Raw genomic sequence first — 17,863 nt, forward strand, 5'->3', positions numbered from 1 at the left:
GCATGAATACCCCTCAAACACATCCCAATCCCATCGAAGCAGTCCAAGAATTTGGGCAACTCCAAGCCCAAAAATTCGCGGAACTGCTCCACCACAGAACTGAGAAACTCAGTCAAAGAGCTAAATACCTATACTTAATTCTCTTTCTCCTCATTTCATTAAGTGGATGTGCCTACCTGCTTGTTTTTAAAAGCTCCTCCTTTTCTCCTCCAACAGAACCATTACCAACAACCAACCTCCCCTACTTTCCTGATTTGGGAAATTCAAATTCCGATCCCGACAGTCTCACTTCAAACCCTAACACTTCAAAACAATATAAACCATGACTAACACAACAACCCAAAAACAACAGCAGAAACGAAAATTTCTTCTAATGCTACCCCTGCTCACAGTACCCTTTTTGACTTTTACATTCTGGGCTCTCGGCGGTGGAAACGGGATAGCAACTGATCCTATGCAAAGCCAGCAAAGTGGAATCAACATGGAGCTGCCAGGTATTGCAGATAATAAAACCCAAGTACTTGACAAGCTAGGGCATTATAAAAAGTCCCAAACAGACTCTGCTAGATTTCTACAGGCAGTAAAGAATGACCCGTACTATCGCATGGCTTATAAACCGGAAAAAAGCACCGGTATTGAGGATCAACTAACTGATTCCCAATCCTTGGAAAATGGCAGGTTGGGAAGTGTTCCTATGGCTGAATTTCAGGACCCGAATGAACGGTTGATTATGGAAAAACTGGAAGCACTCAACCAAACGCTTATGGAAAAGCCGATTGCTAAAGTCCACGATAAAAAAGTTGAGACAAACCAACTCACTCAAACTGCCGGTGATCCAACACTAAGCGCAGACTTAGATCGGCTAGATCACATGATGCAGCAGATGCAGGCAGGAAATGCAAGCACAGATCCTGAAATGCAGCAAATGAGCCAGTTACTCGAACAGATTCTGGACATACAGCATCCTGAACGTGTACAAGCCAGAATACGCTCCAACCAGATCCAGCAGCAAAACCAGGTATTTAGTGTAAACCCAATTTCTAATACTCAACATATTTCCAGTTTAGACCCTACTGAGGCAGCTACTGCAGGAGAAATAGTTACGGCAGAGAGAAATGGCTTCTTTGGCTTAGAAAGTCCAGACGATATAAATGAGCAGGCAAACTCCATTAAAGCTGTAATCCATGAAACACAAACACTGACATCAGGAGCTACAGTGAAACTTCGGTTGACTGAGGCAGCAAGTATCAATGGGCTAACTATTCCCAAAGATCAACTGGTATATGGCACCGCTTCACTCAACGGTGAACGTCTAAAAATTGAAATCCAGCACATTCGGGTACATGACCAGATCCTACCCGTGGCTTTGACTGTTCATGATGCAGATGGAATGGAAGGAATTTACATCCCAGGATCACTATCAAGAGAAGTGACTGCACAAGCTAGTGATCGGGCAATTCAGGGATTTGGGATCAGCACATTCGATACCTCACTGGAAGCTCAGGCTGCAAGTGCGGGAATCGAAACGGCAAAAACCTTCTTAAGCAAAAAGACCAAACTGATTCAGTTTACGCTAAAAGCAGGTTATCAGATCTGGCTCAGTGATGAAAAAACCAACGCTAACTTCTAAATCCAATGCTATGAACAGCAATCAACTTACAAAATGGACAGTCACACTAATGCTTGTGGGAATAACTTCTCTGGTTGGCCGTAGTGTACAAGCCCAATCAAATTCATCCTTTACTACGCAAGCAATCCCTTCTGTTTCCTTACAGATCAGCGAGCAGCTCACTACCAACCTGATTTTCCCGCAGGCCATCAAAAGTGTGGACCGAGGAAATCGAGAAATCATGGTTCAACGTGCAAATACCGTTGAAAACGTCCTTCAGGTGAAAGCTGAAACAAGCGAAATGAACAATAGCAACCTAACTGTGATCACATCAGACGGTAAGTTTTACTCATTTAAAGTAAGTTATTCAGCAAATCCCCAACAGCTCAATTTGACTGTAATTCCAGGTTCCAAAAAACCTGCAGCTGAGTTCCCAAAGGGAACATCCAATGAAGTGGCCGTTTTAGAAACAGCTCAAAAAGTAGCTGTAAAAAACAGGCAAATTAAGCCGATCAGACAACGTAAATACATGACCGGGCTAAGTCTGACCGGTATCTACATCGAAGAAGACCTACTCTATTTTCAGATCAGGCTGGAGAACCAAACAAATATTACCTACGATGTGGAACAGTTCCGCTTTTTTATCCGGGACAACAGAAAAGACAAACGAACAGCAGTACAGGAACTGGAGCAAATCCCCATTCAGATTCTTGGCAATACAGCACAAATTCCTGCCCAATCAACCCAGACTATAGTAGTCGCACTTCCCAAGTTTACCATTCCAGACCAAAAGCATTTAGGAATTGAATTAATGGAACAACAAGGCGGAAGACATTTGAAAATAAAAGTCAAAAACAACCACATTATCCATGCAGCTGTGGTAGAGTAAGATTCCTTACCTACAGAAAAACCAATCAATAAATCTTTATCAGTTAACCACAAACAACATAGATCATGAACGAGCAAAATTTCGATTACCTCAAAAACCAGGTTAAGTACACCGGATTCGGCGAAGCTTTGGAGCCTCAATTAAAAGAAAAGATCAGCAAGGGAGAATCCAATTTCACGCTAAATCATCAAGCAAATTTTGGAGGGGATACCGTCAATTCAAACCTGCATTTTCGAAAGTCAGAAATGACTGATATGTATTTCTTTAACAAGTACGATCTGAGTCTGACCAAATCCGGACAGGATGAACCGGCGATCAATCAGACCTTTTACATCGGCAAGGACAACAACATCACATTGAAGGAAGGATACAATCTGTTGGACGGACGTGCAGTAAACAAAGATCTGGTAAACAAGGAACAGGAAAAGTATAATGCCTGGGTCCAACTGGACTTTAAGGAAACGGATAATCAAGGAAACTTTAAACTAAAGCAGTTCCATGAGAATTACGGCTTTGATCTGCAAAAGGCATTGGAAAAGCACCCGATAAAAGAACTTGGTAATCCTGAAGACCAAAGCAAGCTGATGGATTCCTTAAAAAAGGGAAACCGACAATCGGTGACTTTTACTGGCAGTGAAGGCGAACAAAAGCGCTTTGTAGAAGCAAACCCACAGTTCAAAAATGTGAATACCTACGATGCTAATCAGGTACGCACCACAGAAACTCAGCGGGAAGGCAAAAGTGAATCACAGAGCAAATCCCAAAAACAGGAAGTCAATGAAGAATCGGATGAGAGTCCCAAGAAGAAGACACGAAAAAGGAAAAGTGCAGGAGTAGCAGGTTAATTCACCCAAAATGGAGCAGATGAAATCAAGCATGACAGAGAACGCAATACATTAGAAGTATTACTTAGCTTGCAAGATTCCATCTGACCATTTAAAAAAAAGCATGTACAGATGAAAGAAGCATTGGAGGAATTTATGGCAGGGATTGAGAAAGATCCCAGAATATGCCTTTCCCATATCGGGGTTTTCTCCGTGCTGCTTCATGCACGTGAAGAATATGGAGGTACTGAACCCTTTCCAATAAAACGGGAAGAGCTGATGAAAGCTGCTAAGATATCCAGCACAGCCACCTACTTCAAAATCATCCGGCAACTCCATGAGTATGGCTACATATGCTACCTGCCAACGTTCAACCGTATGAGTCAAAGTCGGGTCGCATTAGCTAAAGAACCTTAAAGTAACCAAGCCTAAGTCAATTCAATTTCAATTCCAAGACCATGGAAACCATCACTAAAGAAGATTTGGAAACCTTACGATTTCAGCTATTTGCAGATCTCAAAAAATTACTGGAAAAACCAACTGAGAATAAACCAAACGAAAAGGAATGGCTAAGAAGCCGGGATGTAAAAAAAATGCTGAGTATTTCCGATGCAGCCTTACAGAATTTACGGATTCGGGGACTATTGCATCCTGTTAAAATCTCAGGCCTCTATTACTACAAATCCGAAGAGTTGAAATCTTTATTCAAACAATAAAAGTAACCAGTTATGAAAGTTCTCCAAATGGAATATTACGTGGATAGAATCGTAAAAGAAAGGGATATCAAACCAACGCGGGTATCCGTTTTTTTAGCCATGCTACAACTCTGGAAAGAGCAGAAACGCTGCAATCCTTTTCAGATCTCCAGACGCAAAATCATGAAACTATCTGGAGTAAAAAGTATTGTTACCTATCATAAATGTATCTCCGAATTAAAAGATCGAGGGTTAGTAGAATATAATCCTTCTTATCATCCGAAATTGGGAAGTGGGGTGAAATTGAAGTGCATAAAGGAAAACTAAAAAACATTATCCAAAACTCCAAGAGACACTAACCTTCCTTTCGAAACTACATTTTATAAAAAAATTAATCCATCTCCGTAGGAACAAAGTTTAGGTTGAGCGGATTACTTACTAGATAAAAAATCTAATATTCTTTAATAATTAAGACACTGTTTTTTGTGGAAATTCTTTCAACAGCTTATTTATTTCCATGGGTACAGTTTCAAATTTATTTAACAAATTGAAATTTCACCTTTTCGCTGGAATCAAATTATTCAGTATAAACTTCAGAGACATAGAGGCAAATTGAATTATGACAAAAGGGTTATTTGATCGCAAGTTTGAATCTATATTAGAGGAACATGTTATTTGGGTAAACAAACTTCTATCCTTTTTTAAGTGAAAATATCCATCCTCTATTTTTTTAACTTATGAATTTCCCAACCAGAAACCAGCAAAACTAAAGGGATAAATCCTGATATAAACACTAAAAAACGACCAACTTTCCCTCCTATTTCACCAATATGGATGGGATAGAATTGACCGGCCGTTTGTAAGCTTAAGGGATCATTAGGAAAATCTGATAGTGTAAAGACGCTTCCATCTTGATGCAACTCTATTTCCTTGGTTTTTCTTAGTCCTGTTTGAATTTCCCGACGCTCTATCAATCTTATTTTATATTTCCCATTCCCATCCACAGGAAAATATATGGCTCGAATGAAGTAAGTTTCATCATAATGAGTTAAGTATTCACCAAATGAACGATAAGACGGTATGCTATGATCTACGTACATTTGATTTACTTTTTCAGGCAAATCAAAAACCTGCATGACTTCTTTGTAAGAAGAATTGTAGGTAAAATATGCACCTGAGAAAGCCATAAATCCTAATGGAAGGAAGAAGAAAATTCCCAGGACTTTATGCAAATCATAATTAAAAAGTCTTTTTGGCGAATTCCATTTCAGCTTAAATCCACTTGACACCTTTTTTCCATAGATATCCCACCAAATTTTCAATCCAGACATTAAAAGGAGGAAAACAAAAATCAAGGCGCTGGTACCGATGATATATTTACCATAATCGGCTATTCCCAAGGTCCTGTGGTAAATCAATAATTTTTCGAAAAATTTAATTGAATTCGATTTTTCACCAAGATACGTACCCGAATAAGGATGAAAATACTCCGTTTTTCCATCTTTAAAATCGATTGAAATAGTTTGCTGCTCTCTATAAGGCAAATGGATTTGACTGATTTCCCCTCCCCTTTCTTCAATCAGGGACTTCACCGTATTCAACAGCCAACTCTCATCAAATTCCTCCTTTTGCTGGATTTCCAATAAATCAGAATTTAAAAATGCGGAAATTTCGGGCTGCCATACATACATGGAACCTGTTAAACCCGAGAATGATGCAATCAATCCGCAAGTTATTCCTAACCAGAGATGGAGTTTTCTATTGAATTTCTGGAAGCGTGTCAATCTGATTTCTTAATAACAAAACCCAAAGCTTAATAGGCTCTGGGTTGAATTAAAACATACTTGTTGTTTATCAATTTCTGTTTAGAAATTGTATTGAAGGCTTAACTTCGCATTGATTCCTTCCCCTGTTCCAGAAAAAGTCTTTAAAGGAGCTGCCCATTGTGATCTGGCTGGCAAATAAAACTCATTCAACAAATTATTGATAGCCAAAGAAAGGCCTAGATTTTCTAGCATTTGATAGTTAGCAGACCAATTTACAAGAGTATATCCTTCTACTGGAAACTGGGTATGTCTATAGGTATAATTTCCGGCTCCATCCAGATATGGATCAAATCGATCTCTATCTCCCAAAGAGGTCATCCGAAGTGAGGTACTGATTTTATCACTTGGGTTGTAGGTAACATAGGCTGTCAATTTGGGAGCATTAATGACATCACCGCCAAGGTAGGTTAAGGTGCTTCCACTGCCAGTACTTTTGTTGACCCCTTCAACATAAGAATAGCTCACTCCCAATAGTAGTTTACTGTCAAAAGCTCTATAGTCCAATGCAACTTCAGCCCCATAGATATTCTGTGGCTGTTTTGAGGGAACAAAGGAATTAATGGATTCGTCAAATACCACCCCGGTACCCAAATTTGACGTACTATAATATCCCACTGCCTCCAGTTTGAAATTATTGAACATGGAAGTAAACCCAAATTCAAAATTCTCAGTCACGGCCGGCTCGAGCTGAATATCGTTGATATTGGATGCCGTAGCAGATCTCAAAACAGAGCCTAAATCAGAGATAGAGAAACCCTGAGAATAACTAACATATGGAATAAATTCCTGATGCTTAATAAATCTAAGCCCTGCGTTAAATGATAGGTTATTAAACCCAATGACCCCTCCTTCGACTGCTACTGAAGGAGTAAAATTACCGTCGCTAAGGGCAGAATATGGAAGGGTATTATAATCATCAATATTCAATCGCATATCATCATACCTCATCCCAACTTTAAGCACCCAATCTTGGTCAAATTTGACGGTAGATTGCAAATACGGAGCCCAACTGAACATATCAATATTGGGAACCCATAATCTACCATCAAGAAGACCTTGGTTCGTTTTGTCATTCAATAAATCCAGACCATAAATTAAAGTAATGTTTGTGGAGCCTTTGGTTGGGATATTAGAGGTGAAATTTGGTCTGATACCGAATTTTTCTGCATTGATCACAGATTGCCCTCCATTCTCGAATTTGTCTGAATAAAAGAACACATTTTTGGTGTTCTGATAATATAGATCGGTGGCAAAATCGGTGGAACCTCTAAAAATCGAGTAATAATTATACGTTAACTGTCCATTGATCAATTTTGAGCCAGTTGGTTCCTCTCCTTCAATGGATCCCTCGACTCCGTATCCTGGAGTTAAGGTATAATCACCATTCTCCTGTACCTCAAAACTCGCTGGAACAGGTATAAAAGGAGTGTCCTGACGTGAATTATAAATATTCCCTCCCAAAGTAATTGACTGTTTATCTGATAGCTGATAGTCAATTTTCGCTAATCCGGTTACGATTTGGGTATTATCCAATCCATAAGTTGGCAGGATCACATCACCATTTGCATCGTATTTATTTCCAGTTTGTTCAAAACTACCACTTACTAAATAGCTGAATTTATCCAATTTTCCTTTTAGGGATTGGTAAACCCCATATCCCAATGCATCCTTGGTTTTAGCTAAATTGGACGTGCCCCACAGACTTGTGGTGCCTTCGATTTTTCTTGAAGCATTCGGTCTTTTGGTAATGTAGTTGATAAACCCTCCGTTTCCTCCGTTACCAAAAATTGAAGTAGCTCCTTTGATCACTTCTACTCTGCTAATATCCAAAGGACTGACAGATTTGATTCCGAGTTGCCCATTTCTCAAAGGTGAAGATTGGGGAATCCCGTCGACCATTACCAATAGGGAACGACCTCTCAATGTTTGCCCCCAGTTGGAAAAAGTACCTGTGGAAACACCCAAACCTGGAACCGTAAATTCCAGAATTTCACTGATATTACTTGTAGATTGACTCAGGTCTTCCAACTGTTTTTCATTCACAACAGTAACGGAAGCGGGGATTTCCGAAAGAAATTCTGAATGCCTGCTCGCAGACACGACTATTTCATTTAGGTTGGCTAGATCTTCCATAAGAACCTGAAACCACTCTAACTTTCCTTCACCATCAACTGAAATTTCCACTACTTCTGTCAAATAACCGATCATACTGAATGAAACCTTGTACGTTCCTTTGTCCAATCCTGCTATTTCAAATTTACCAGTATGGTCCGAGACTGCTCCTTTTTGCAAAGATTGGACATAAACACTAACCCCAATAAGTGGCTGATCCTTTTGATCGGTTATTTTTCCAGTTAAGACAGATTGGGAGAAAGCGCTAATTGAGAATAATATCGCAACTATTGTTAAACAGTATTTCATTTTTATTTAGACTTATTACAAATAGGACGCAAATCTATAGTCGGAAATTTAATTAACAAACCTTAACCCTAATTATATGAGAGTAAAAAGACTAACGACCTGTTGATCAGTAGATTTAATGTGATTTTATTAAAAACAAAAAATAAGGCCTCAACTTAGGTTTGAGCTAGGATCTCGGGGGAGTAAAAAAATTGGGTTTCTGAAATATAATCGTTCGTTTGGCAAATACATCACAAGTACACCAAACTACTTTAATCCATCAATTAAGTGCAAATATTTGCAAGATGATCATTTCTCTTTCCCAGTTTCCACGGGTTTTCAATCCTTTATACCATCCCAATTCTAAATTCCTTCCAAATTCAATGCTTATTTTGAACCCATGAAAATCCTGGTAATAGAAGATCAGCAAGAGTTGGCAAGGGATATCGTCAATTATCTCTCAGAGGAAGAATATCGATGTGAGACTGCCAACGATTTTGCTTCGGCAAAAGAAAAAGTGAGTCTGTATCAATATGACTGTATTTTACTTGATCTGATGCTGCCAGGTGGAGACGGATTTGAAATTTTGGAGCATCTGCGAAGCCAGAATAAGCAGGATGGGGTAATTATCATTTCTGCTAAAAATACGCTTGAAGATAAAATCAAAGGGTTGAATATCGGTGCGGACGACTATTTGGCAAAGCCATTTCACCATTCCGAGTTGGCAGCCAGAATTCACTCGGTCATACGCAGGAAGCAATTCGATCCCTCAAATTTGATAATACAGAAAGAAATCAAAATTGATTTGCTTTCTAAAACTGTTCAAATTGGTAAAAACACTATCGTTTTGACGAAGAAAGAGTATGATTTACTTTTATTTTTTATTGGGAATAAAAACAGGGTATTGTCAAAAAGTGCTTTGGCAGAGCATCTTTCAGGTGACTTGGCCGATATGTTTGACAGTCATGATTTCGTCTATGCCCATGTGAAAAATCTCAAAAAGAAGCTCAACGAGCAGGGGTACGGGGGATACCTTAAAACAATCTATGGAACAGGTTATAAATGGGAAATATGACAAAACTGCTTGATAAACCCTTCAAAGCATTCACTATTTATGCCTTGGTCATTTTGCTTATAAGCATACCTGTTTACTTTTTGGTAGTGGACTGGATTTGGGTGACTGAAATCGACGACAATCATGAAATCATCATGGAGCGAATTGAAAATCGATTTGAGCAAGCCCATGTTTCGGAAGTTGATTTGGAAACCATCCTAACTACATGGAACACGCTCCAGCCCAATTCAACTATAAAACCCATTGCTGGAAATTTTTCAGATAAAGACAGCATTTATGAAGTCACAAAATTCAATGAATACGAATCGGAATGGGACCGCTTTCGAGGTTTACAAACAGTTATTTTTATCAATCAAAAGCCCTATCAATTAAACATTGAAACCAATGTAGAAGAGGCTTACGAGACCATCTTTGCGATTGGCTTAGTGACCGTAGTGCTTTATGGACTGCTGGTTTTTGGCTTTATCCAGCTTAATCGAAAAATATCCAAAAATGTCTGGAAGCCTTTTGACATCACCTTGACTAAGCTGAAATCATTTGATCTGAGTAGCGGCAAGGCAATAACATTCGAGGTAAGTGATATAGAGGAATTCGAAACATTGAATCAGACAATAGCTAAGCTGATTTCCGAAAATATCAATGCTTACAACCAGCAAAAGGCTTTTGTAGCCAACGCTTCACATGAACTGCAAACTCCAATTGCCTTATTGAAATCCAAATTGGATATGCTCCTTCAGGATGAAAAGTTCGGTGAAACCCAATCAGAACTGGTCAATGCCATTCAGGTTCCGCTCGCAAGACTTACCCGCGTGAATAAGAATTTGCTTTTATTGGCCAGGATAGACAACAGTCATTTTTCGGATATCACTGATATAAATTTTGCCGTGAAAGTTGAAAAAAGTGAAGAGCTGCTGCAGGATTATATTTCTGAAAAGAAATTGACCTTACTTAAAAATGAATGGGGGCTTTGTGTGTTTCAGTGTAGCCAATTCTTAGCCGAAACATTAATCAACAACTTGCTTTCCAATGCGATTAGGCATACTTCCGATAATGGTGAAGTCATGGTAGAATGGGATACTTATGGCTTTTCATTTAAAAATTCAGGCAAGGAGGCGCTAAATCAGGAGCTTCTCTTCAAGCGTTTTTCTATCTCAACTACGGAGACTACAAGCAGCGGATTGGGTTTGGCCATCGTGAAAGAGATCTGCAAGCAAAATGGCTGGGAAGTCAGCTACGAATTTTCTGATTTTTTCCATGTTTTTTCTGTTCGCCTCGGCAAATTCTAAATGTCTTCTAAATCTCATGTGACTTTTGGGTAATCATATTTTACTAACCCAAATTTCAAATGAACAAGTCCCTATCAATTTTATCGATTGGCATATTGCTATCAGCAGGAGCCTGTGCCCAAGGGCATTCTGAAAAAGACGTCCCTGTAGCTGTCAAATCAGCTTTCTCACAGAAATTTCCCGATGCAAAAAAAGTGAGCTGGGACATGGAATCTGCCACCGAATGGGAAGCGGAATTCAAACTCGATGGTAAAGAATACTCCGCCAATTTTTTAACAGACGGAACATGGCAGGAGACCGAGCATGAGATCAAAACAACTGAAATCCCAGAATCCATCAAACAAATCCTAGCTCAGGATTTCGCAGGCTTCAAAATCGAAGAAGCGGAAATTTCTGAAAAATCGGATGCAAGCGTCTATGAAGTGGCAGTAGAAAAAGGAGAAGAAGAATGGGAATTGGTATTTGACACCAACGGGAAATTATTGGAAAAGAAAGCGATCGAAGAAGACGATGAAGATTAAAAACCTCTCACTGATAGTTCTCTTATTAGTCTCCCAGGCAATTCTGGCCCAAGAAACTAAAGTGAAGCTTTCAGGAAAAATTACCGACAAGGCTTCCCAGGAAGCTTTGTCATTTGTGAATATAGTCCTCAAAACCTCATCAGATTCAGCATTTGTTACCGGAGCAATTTCTGAAGAATCAGGTCTTTTTACTCTTTCGGATGTAGCGCCGGGAGAATATGTGTTGGAAGCTAGTTTCATAGGGTTTCAGACAAGTGTAACCCCAGTATTTGTTGGCTCGAGCTCCCCATTTTTGAATATAGGAGAAATTGCAATGAGTGATTCCTATCAGGAGTTAGGTGCTGTGGAAGTCGTAGGAGTTCAGGATGCTGTTGGTTTGAAAATGGACAAGAAAACATTCGATCTGAATGAAAATATCAGCCAAAGAGGTGGCTCGATATTGCAAACAATGTCCAATTTACCTGGTGTGGCCATAGTGGACAACCAAATTCAAATCCGAGGGAATAACCGGGTAACCGTCCTAATTGATGGAAAGCAAACCGCATTAACCGGATTTGGGAATCAGAGTGGCTTGGACAATTTACCCGCTTCATCGGTGGAAAAAATTGAAATCTTCAACAACCCTTCTGCTAAGTTTGATGCAAACGGAAATGCCGGAATCGTCAATATCATTCTCAAAAAGGAAAATCAGGAAGGGTTTAATGGAAAAGTAGGGTTAGCTCTTGGCCTTGGTACACTCTGGGAAAAGAAAGCCAATCTTCCCGGCATTCGTCCCCAATATCAAAATACCCCAAAGGTTAATCCATCATTGTCTCTGAATTATAGAAAAAAGGACGTGAACTTTTTCCTACAAGCGGATAATCTCTACACGCAAACCTTAAATAAAAACGAGTTTGTGACAAGGATCTACGATGATGGCACCGTCATCAATCAGCAGCTGAAGAGAAACCGTAACACAAACTTTCTTACCACTCGAGCAGGAGTCGATTGGACTATCAATTCAGCGAATACTCTTACCGTATCGGGAATGTTTGGCAGTGAAAAAATCATAGATCGCGGGGATCAGCCCTTTTTCAATGGTGATTTTTCGGAGCAACTGAGACTTTGGCAATTTTTGGAAGATGAGCTGAAGACCACCGTGATGGCGACGGCAGTATACAAGCATAATTTTACTGACCCTGGACATAGCCTTTCAGCTGGCTTGAACTATACCTTTCACCGGGAGGATGAACAGTACTTTTTCACCAACACCCTGCCCACCTTCAAAGGGGAGGATGCATTCAAATTGCTTTCCGATGAGAATGTGGTAGATGGTACGCTTGACTATGTAAAACCCCTGAAAAATGGAAGGCTTGAAACGGGATTAAAGCTTCGAAGACGATGGATTCCCACCAACATGCAGTTTTTCCCTGGATTAAACTCTCCCATCGATTCCTTAGCGGGAGGAGCAGCTACCTATAAGGAAACCATTCCGGCAGTCTATGGGAACTATGTCTATGAAAGCAAAAAATGGGAAGGTGAAATTGGGCTGAGACTGGAATACATAGACCTGAATTATGAGGTAAATCCAAACCATCCAACCTACAAAAGTGATGGATACAACTACTTCCAGCCTTTCCCAAATGCGAGAATTTCCTATAAAATCAATGAGTTCAACAAATTGACCGCTTCCTTTAACAGACGCGTGGATAGACCTAATGAAGTGGATATTCGGATTTTCCCCAAATACGACGATGCCGAAATCATCAAAGTAGGAAACCCTGCGTTAAAGCCCCAATTCACCATTTCTTATGAGTTAGGTTGGAAAGCAGGCTGGAGCTCAGGTTACCTTTATTCCGCATTGTACCATCGCATGGTCAACGGGACGATCACCCGCATCTCGACTACCGTACCAGGCAGTACTTTGATCTACGCTATTTTCCAGAATGGTGACAAAAGTTATACCTCAGGTCTTGAGCTGATATGGGATCAGGATGTCACGGATTGGTATTCTTTTGATCTAAACCTAACTGGTTATCACAATCAGATCGATGAATTTACAGTGGAAAATAAATATCCCACACCACATACCTTCACTGTAGACAAACAGGAGATTTTTTCCGGAAATGTAAAATGGAATTCCAAGTTCAAATTCTCGGATAAGTTCTCCGGTCAACTGACTGCAATTTATTTAGCTCCAGACATTATTCCGCAAGGAAGGATACAGTCTAGATTTTCCTTGGATGTGGGGCTAAATCGTGTGATTCAACAGGGAAACGGGGAGTTGTTTTTCAATGCCACAGATTTGCTGAATACCATGGTGATCAAGAGGACTATTGACGGAAACGACTTCAGCTACACGAGTGCGGATTACTATGAAACACAGGTAATGAGAGTTGGATATAATTATAAATTCTAATGAAAACTGAAATCTATTCTGCAAATAAGGTCGCTGAAATCACCCTGCTTTTCTGGTTGATGAAAATTGTAGCAACCACACTGGGAGAAACTTTAGGAGATTATTTGTCAATGACCCTAAACCTCGGTTATCTCACAGGGATATTGATTACTGCGGGATTCTTTCTTACTGTGTTAACAGTGCAATTAATAGCCAAGTCCTACCAACCTATATTTTATTGGCTGGTCATCATTTCCACTACTACTCTGGGAACGGAGATTTCAGATTTTATGGATCGAAGTCTCCAGTTGGGTTACACATGGGGAAGTCTGATCTTATTTGGAGCCTTATTGCTAACCCTGGTGATTTGGTATATAAAATTTAGGACACTGGCTGTATACCCCATTATTGATAGGAAAAAAGAAATGTTCTATTGGACAGCGATCCTATTCTCCAACAGTTTGGGAACTGCTTTTGGAGACTTCTTATCCGACAATCTAGGATTTAGCTATTTGCAAGGGGCTCTGATTACAGCAAGTATTATTTTGATTGTTTACCTACTCCACCAATTCACCAATTTAAATCAGATCTTTTTGTTTTGGATTGCTTTCGTGTTCACCAGACCCTTTGGGGCCACATTTGGGGATTTTTTAACCAAACCTGTTTCGAAAGGTGGCTTGGACTTGGGAACCAATAATGCCTCTCTTGTATCTCTACTGTTGATTTCTGTGATGATTATTATTTCAAGTAGGAAACAAAAGTCTATAGGACAATCTAAAAATTTAAAATGAATGAATTTCAAAAGAAAAATTGCCACTGTTTAATGTTGAAATGAAAATTAATCCTAAAGCAATCACCATCGTAATTCCCATCTTCAACGAAGAGGAAGGCATAGCTAGACTATTGCCCGCTTTTGAAGACTATATATCCCAATCCAAATTTAAAGTAACTCTTCTCCTGGTTAACGATGGTTCTACAGATAACAGCCTGCTTGAAATCAAAAAATTAGCTGAACTCCACCAACATGTAGGATATCTATCTTTTGAAAAAAATGCGGGATTGAGTGCTGCTATCCGTGCAGGAGTTGAAAAATGCACCACTACCTGGGTTGGCTACATAGATGCTGACTTGCAGACAGATCCTCTGGACTTTCTCAGACTTGAAGCCATGGTTCCAAGTTATGATTTGGTAACCGGCCGAAGGGAAGGACGAAAGGACAGCAGAGTAAAGAAGGTTTCTTCCACTTTTGCCAACTGGTTTCGGGATTCCATGCTTCATGACGGCGTCCATGACTCCGGCTGTCCGCTGAAAATCATGCGAAGATCGGTTGTGATGGATATGCCTTTTTTCCAAGGGATGCACCGGTTTTTTCCCGCCCTGGCATTGATCCAAGGTAAAAAAGTGATCGAAATCCCTGTTAAGCACTTTCCAAGAATCACGGGCAAATCCAAGTTCAATGTGTGGAACCGGCTGTTGTCTCCACTTCAGGACACCTTTGCCCTACGCTGGATGATGAAGCGGCAAACAGCCTATACGATTTCAGAGAATTCAATCAAAACTCATAAAGAAGTAGTCAATGAATAGCTCCTTCCTCCTAGGCATTGGTTTTCTTGCCCAAGGACTTTTCTCAGCCCGGTTTCTGATACAATTGGTCAAATCAGAAAAAGCAGGAAAGGTATTGTCTCCTGTGATTTTCTGGCAGCTTAGTTTGGTTGCTTCTTTTCTTTTGCTCGTTTATGGGACGTTTCGGCAGGATTTGGTGATTGTAGGCGGGCAGTTGTTGGGATATTTTATTTATATCCGAAATTTAAAAATCCAGAATGCATGGCAGCTCTTTCCAAAATGGATTCGAATCGGTTTTATTTTTCTACCGCTTCTATTTCTTGCATACCTGATTTTTCATGCGCACTATAACTTTCACAGTTTGGTGCATAATCCTGAGATCAGCGGAATGCTCCTAACCTGGGGAACGCTGGGTCAGGTGATCTTTACAAGCAGGTTTGTGGTGCAATGGTTTGATTCCGAACGCAGCAAAGAATCCCGCTTTCCGCTGAGTTTTTGGTATATCAGTTTGGTAGGTGCCGTTCTGATTGCCTCCTATGCGATTTTGCGGAAAGATTCTGTCCTATTCATTGGACAGGCATTTGGGATCCTGGTGTATGGAAGAAATCTGATGATCCACTATGGAGCAAGCAATGAATTAAAACTCAGTTTCCTGGATCGACTTAAGAGTATAAGGTTGACTTTACTGCTCGCACTTGTCGGCACGGTTCTGTTTTTCAATTTGGGTGCCTGGTCTGTTACTGAATCGAGCGAAGCGCGCTATGCTGAGATTGCCAAAGAAATGGTGCAAACCGGAGATTGGTTACACCCGCAGCTTATGGGAATTTACCATTATCATAAGCCTCCGGTAACATATTGGCTCACCGCAGTGAGCTTTAAGGTGCTGGGAATTTCTCCCTTTTCGGCTAGATTCTTACTTCAGATTTCAGTGCTGGTTCAGATCTGGCTGGTGTATAAGATTGCATTCATTTTATTGAAGAGATCCAATGCTGCCTTTTTGTCTGCCATGCTTTATGGCTCATTTCCTGCAGTGATTATCGGCAGCAGGGCATTGACCACAGATACCTATTTGACTTTATTCATATTGGCAGCCCTGTATTTCTGGTTTGCATTTTTAGAGGATGGTAAGCAATGGAAATTACTTGTGTGTTATGTGTTTTTGGGGATTGGATTTCTGACCAAGGGACCGGTGGTGTTGATAGTGCCGCTATTGATTTGGTTATATCAGAGATGGGTTATGAGACAAAAAATGGGTTCCCTGAAGATACATCTTTCCGGTGTACTAGTCATGCTTTTTATCGGGCTGAGCTGGTTTGTGTTCCTGTATTTAGAAGATTCTCGGTTTCTGAATTACTTCCTTTTCAAACATACCATAGATCGATTTGCGACGGATACTTTTCATCGGGGGCAACCCTTCTATTTTTATGGAGCTGTAGTGTTGGCAACGGCTTTTCCTTGGATCATAATTTTATTGCGAAATTTCCCCAAAAATCGCCCTGACCTAAAAAATCTGGGGGCAATGTTATTCATGTGGGTGTTTTTGCCTTTGCTCTTTTTCTCATCCAGCCAGTCCAAACTGGTGCTTTACATTTTGCCCTTGTATTCAGGGCTGGCCATTGGAGCAATTTACTATTGGCAGAGACTAACTGATACCCAACAAAAAATCTGGGAGAGATGGCAAATGGGATTCCATATCCTACTAATGATTGGATTAATTTCAATAACATGGATTGAGCCTAGGATCTCCCTGAATTTTAAATTTTACTTCCTCTGGTTTATTACTGCCTCATTGCTAGTGGCTATGCAGAAAGTGGATATCCGAAGGATTGAAAGAACGGTGATTTCAGCATTTATCTTCACCATGGGGCTAACAGGTATGTCAACCTATTTCATGAGTCAAAATCCGGGAATAACAAATGACACCAGAAATGTAACCACTTGGCTCCAACAAAATGAACCTGATCTTAAGGAGGTGATAGTATACAACAAACGTCTCCCTTCCCTTCTTTTCAATTCGGATTTGAAAGTAATTTCCATTTATGACGGGGACGAAAGTCTGAACAGGGAAACCCAGTTTCAAAATAATGACGCTTGGAAGACCAATTTAATCAATCTGCAAGCAGAACCGAATTGGATTATCCAATCAGCTTCCAACCATTCTATTTGGATTGCAAAAGAAAAAAGTGAACTACCTAATTTAAATGGAAAAGGAAAATGGGAGCAACTTACAGTGGTAGATGGGTGGAAAGTAATGAGGCTGTTACATTATTAAATTTCTTCATTTTTTTGTTGATTCTCAAGTTTACTTTATGAATATGAAGAATTAAAAATATCGACAAATTCAAACTCTAATTGACCCTCATCACTATTAAAGCAACTTTTCGATTAAGAGAAGATTTGCTATAAAATAGCAGTTTAACTTATCGATAGGAATATATTTTTCTTGTCACCTCCACCCTAAAGATCAGTGTAATTAACTCCAGAAATGATCATCATCTCTTTAAGCACGGTGACAGTTTCGTAAATCCTTATGTAAAGTATAGCGATGGAGCATCTGACCCTGCGATTAATACTTATTAGGCATGAAGAAATCCCTTTGAAATAAGTAAGAATAGGAAAATTCTTTAGAGAAATCGTAGTGGTGATCATTCAAGAATCATGAGAGTTGATGTTTTCAAATAACCATCACTTTATTAAATGAAAAGCAATTAAAAAATGAATAGAATCGAAAATATTGAGGAATTAACAATTAATAAAATGCTAAAATTTCAAGCATCAACAAATTCGAAGAAGATAAG

The 17,863-nt window shown here is 39.7% G+C and carries 16 protein-coding genes; 14 read left to right on the forward strand and 2 right to left on the reverse strand.

Annotated elements, in window-relative coordinates; genetic code table 11:
* Positions 1-2: 2 nt before the first annotated feature.
* The 7 genes from ID165_RS13600 (at position 3) to ID165_RS13630 (ending at position 4,344) form a co-directional block, all read left to right on the forward strand.
* A complete protein-coding gene (locus tag ID165_RS13600) occupies positions 3-326 on the forward strand; it encodes a hypothetical protein (RefSeq protein WP_192085375.1) in 324 nt (107 codons plus the stop codon).
* A complete protein-coding gene (gene traM / locus ID165_RS13605) occupies positions 323-1,630 on the forward strand; it encodes a conjugative transposon protein TraM (RefSeq protein WP_192085376.1) in 1,308 nt (435 codons plus the stop codon). The genes ID165_RS13600 and traM overlap by 4 nt, the downstream gene beginning before the upstream one ends.
* A gap of 10 nt (positions 1,631-1,640) precedes the next feature.
* A complete protein-coding gene (gene traN / locus ID165_RS13610; RefSeq protein WP_192085377.1) occupies positions 1,641-2,498 on the forward strand; it encodes a conjugative transposon protein TraN in 858 nt (285 codons plus the stop codon).
* A gap of 65 nt (positions 2,499-2,563) precedes the next feature.
* Entirely contained in the window at positions 2,564-3,343 is a 780-nt protein-coding gene (locus tag ID165_RS13615) for a hypothetical protein (protein ID WP_192085378.1), read from the forward strand.
* A gap of 111 nt (positions 3,344-3,454) precedes the next feature.
* Positions 3,455-3,739 (forward strand): hypothetical protein, encoded by a 285-nt coding sequence (locus ID165_RS13620; RefSeq protein ID WP_192085379.1) that lies wholly within the window; start codon positions 3,455-3,457, stop codon positions 3,737-3,739.
* Positions 3,740-3,780: 41 nt separating this feature from the next.
* Complete coding sequence (locus ID165_RS13625) at positions 3,781-4,038, forward strand: helix-turn-helix domain-containing protein (RefSeq protein ID WP_192085380.1); 258 nt, start codon at positions 3,781-3,783, stop codon at positions 4,036-4,038.
* A 12-nt stretch (positions 4,039-4,050) separates the two neighbouring features.
* Entirely contained in the window at positions 4,051-4,344 is a 294-nt protein-coding gene (locus ID165_RS13630; protein ID WP_192085381.1) for a hypothetical protein, read from the forward strand.
* 395 nt (positions 4,345-4,739) lie between these two features.
* On the opposite strand, the gene ID165_RS13635 is transcribed toward ID165_RS13630, so the two are convergent.
* Positions 4,740-5,801, reverse strand: a complete 1,062-nt coding sequence (locus tag ID165_RS13635; RefSeq protein ID WP_192085382.1) for a PepSY domain-containing protein — start codon at positions 5,799-5,801, stop codon at positions 4,740-4,742.
* A gap of 81 nt (positions 5,802-5,882) precedes the next feature.
* Positions 5,883-8,264 (reverse strand): TonB-dependent receptor, encoded by a 2,382-nt coding sequence (locus tag ID165_RS13640; protein ID WP_192085383.1) that lies wholly within the window; start codon positions 8,262-8,264, stop codon positions 5,883-5,885.
* A 379-nt stretch (positions 8,265-8,643) separates the two neighbouring features.
* Between ID165_RS13640 and ID165_RS13645 the strand changes: the two genes are divergently transcribed.
* From ID165_RS13645 to ID165_RS13675, 7 genes are read left to right on the forward strand one after another with little or no spacing between them, the layout of a single operon-like run.
* Complete coding sequence (locus tag ID165_RS13645) at positions 8,644-9,318, forward strand: response regulator transcription factor (RefSeq protein ID WP_192085384.1); 675 nt, start codon at positions 8,644-8,646, stop codon at positions 9,316-9,318.
* Complete coding sequence (locus ID165_RS13650; RefSeq protein ID WP_192085385.1) at positions 9,315-10,604, forward strand: HAMP domain-containing sensor histidine kinase; 1,290 nt, start codon at positions 9,315-9,317, stop codon at positions 10,602-10,604. The genes ID165_RS13645 and ID165_RS13650 overlap by 4 nt, the downstream gene beginning before the upstream one ends.
* A 59-nt stretch (positions 10,605-10,663) precedes the next feature.
* Positions 10,664-11,125, forward strand: a complete 462-nt coding sequence (locus ID165_RS13655) for a PepSY-like domain-containing protein (RefSeq protein ID WP_192085386.1) — start codon at positions 10,664-10,666, stop codon at positions 11,123-11,125.
* Positions 11,115-13,523: a TonB-dependent receptor domain-containing protein gene (locus ID165_RS13660; RefSeq protein WP_192085387.1), complete on the forward strand. Its 2,409-nt coding sequence runs from the start codon at positions 11,115-11,117 to the stop codon at positions 13,521-13,523. Before ID165_RS13655 ends, ID165_RS13660 begins: the two co-directional genes overlap by 11 nt.
* A complete protein-coding gene (locus ID165_RS13665) occupies positions 13,523-14,293 on the forward strand; it encodes a hypothetical protein (protein ID WP_192085388.1) in 771 nt (256 codons plus the stop codon). The genes ID165_RS13660 and ID165_RS13665 overlap by 1 nt, the downstream gene beginning before the upstream one ends.
* A 40-nt stretch (positions 14,294-14,333) precedes the next feature.
* The gene (locus ID165_RS13670; RefSeq protein ID WP_192085389.1) at positions 14,334-15,086 is read left to right on the forward strand and encodes a glycosyltransferase; all 753 of its coding nucleotides are present in this window, start codon (positions 14,334-14,336) and stop codon (positions 15,084-15,086) included.
* Positions 15,079-17,337, forward strand: a complete 2,259-nt coding sequence (locus tag ID165_RS13675) for a lipid-A-disaccharide synthase N-terminal domain-containing protein (protein WP_192085390.1) — start codon at positions 15,079-15,081, stop codon at positions 17,335-17,337. The genes ID165_RS13670 and ID165_RS13675 overlap by 8 nt, the downstream gene beginning before the upstream one ends.
* The last annotated feature ends 526 nt before the right edge of the window (positions 17,338-17,863 follow it).

Source organism: Algoriphagus sp. Y33 (assembly GCF_014838715.1).
Lineage (GTDB): Bacteria > Bacteroidota > Bacteroidia > Cytophagales > Cyclobacteriaceae > Algoriphagus.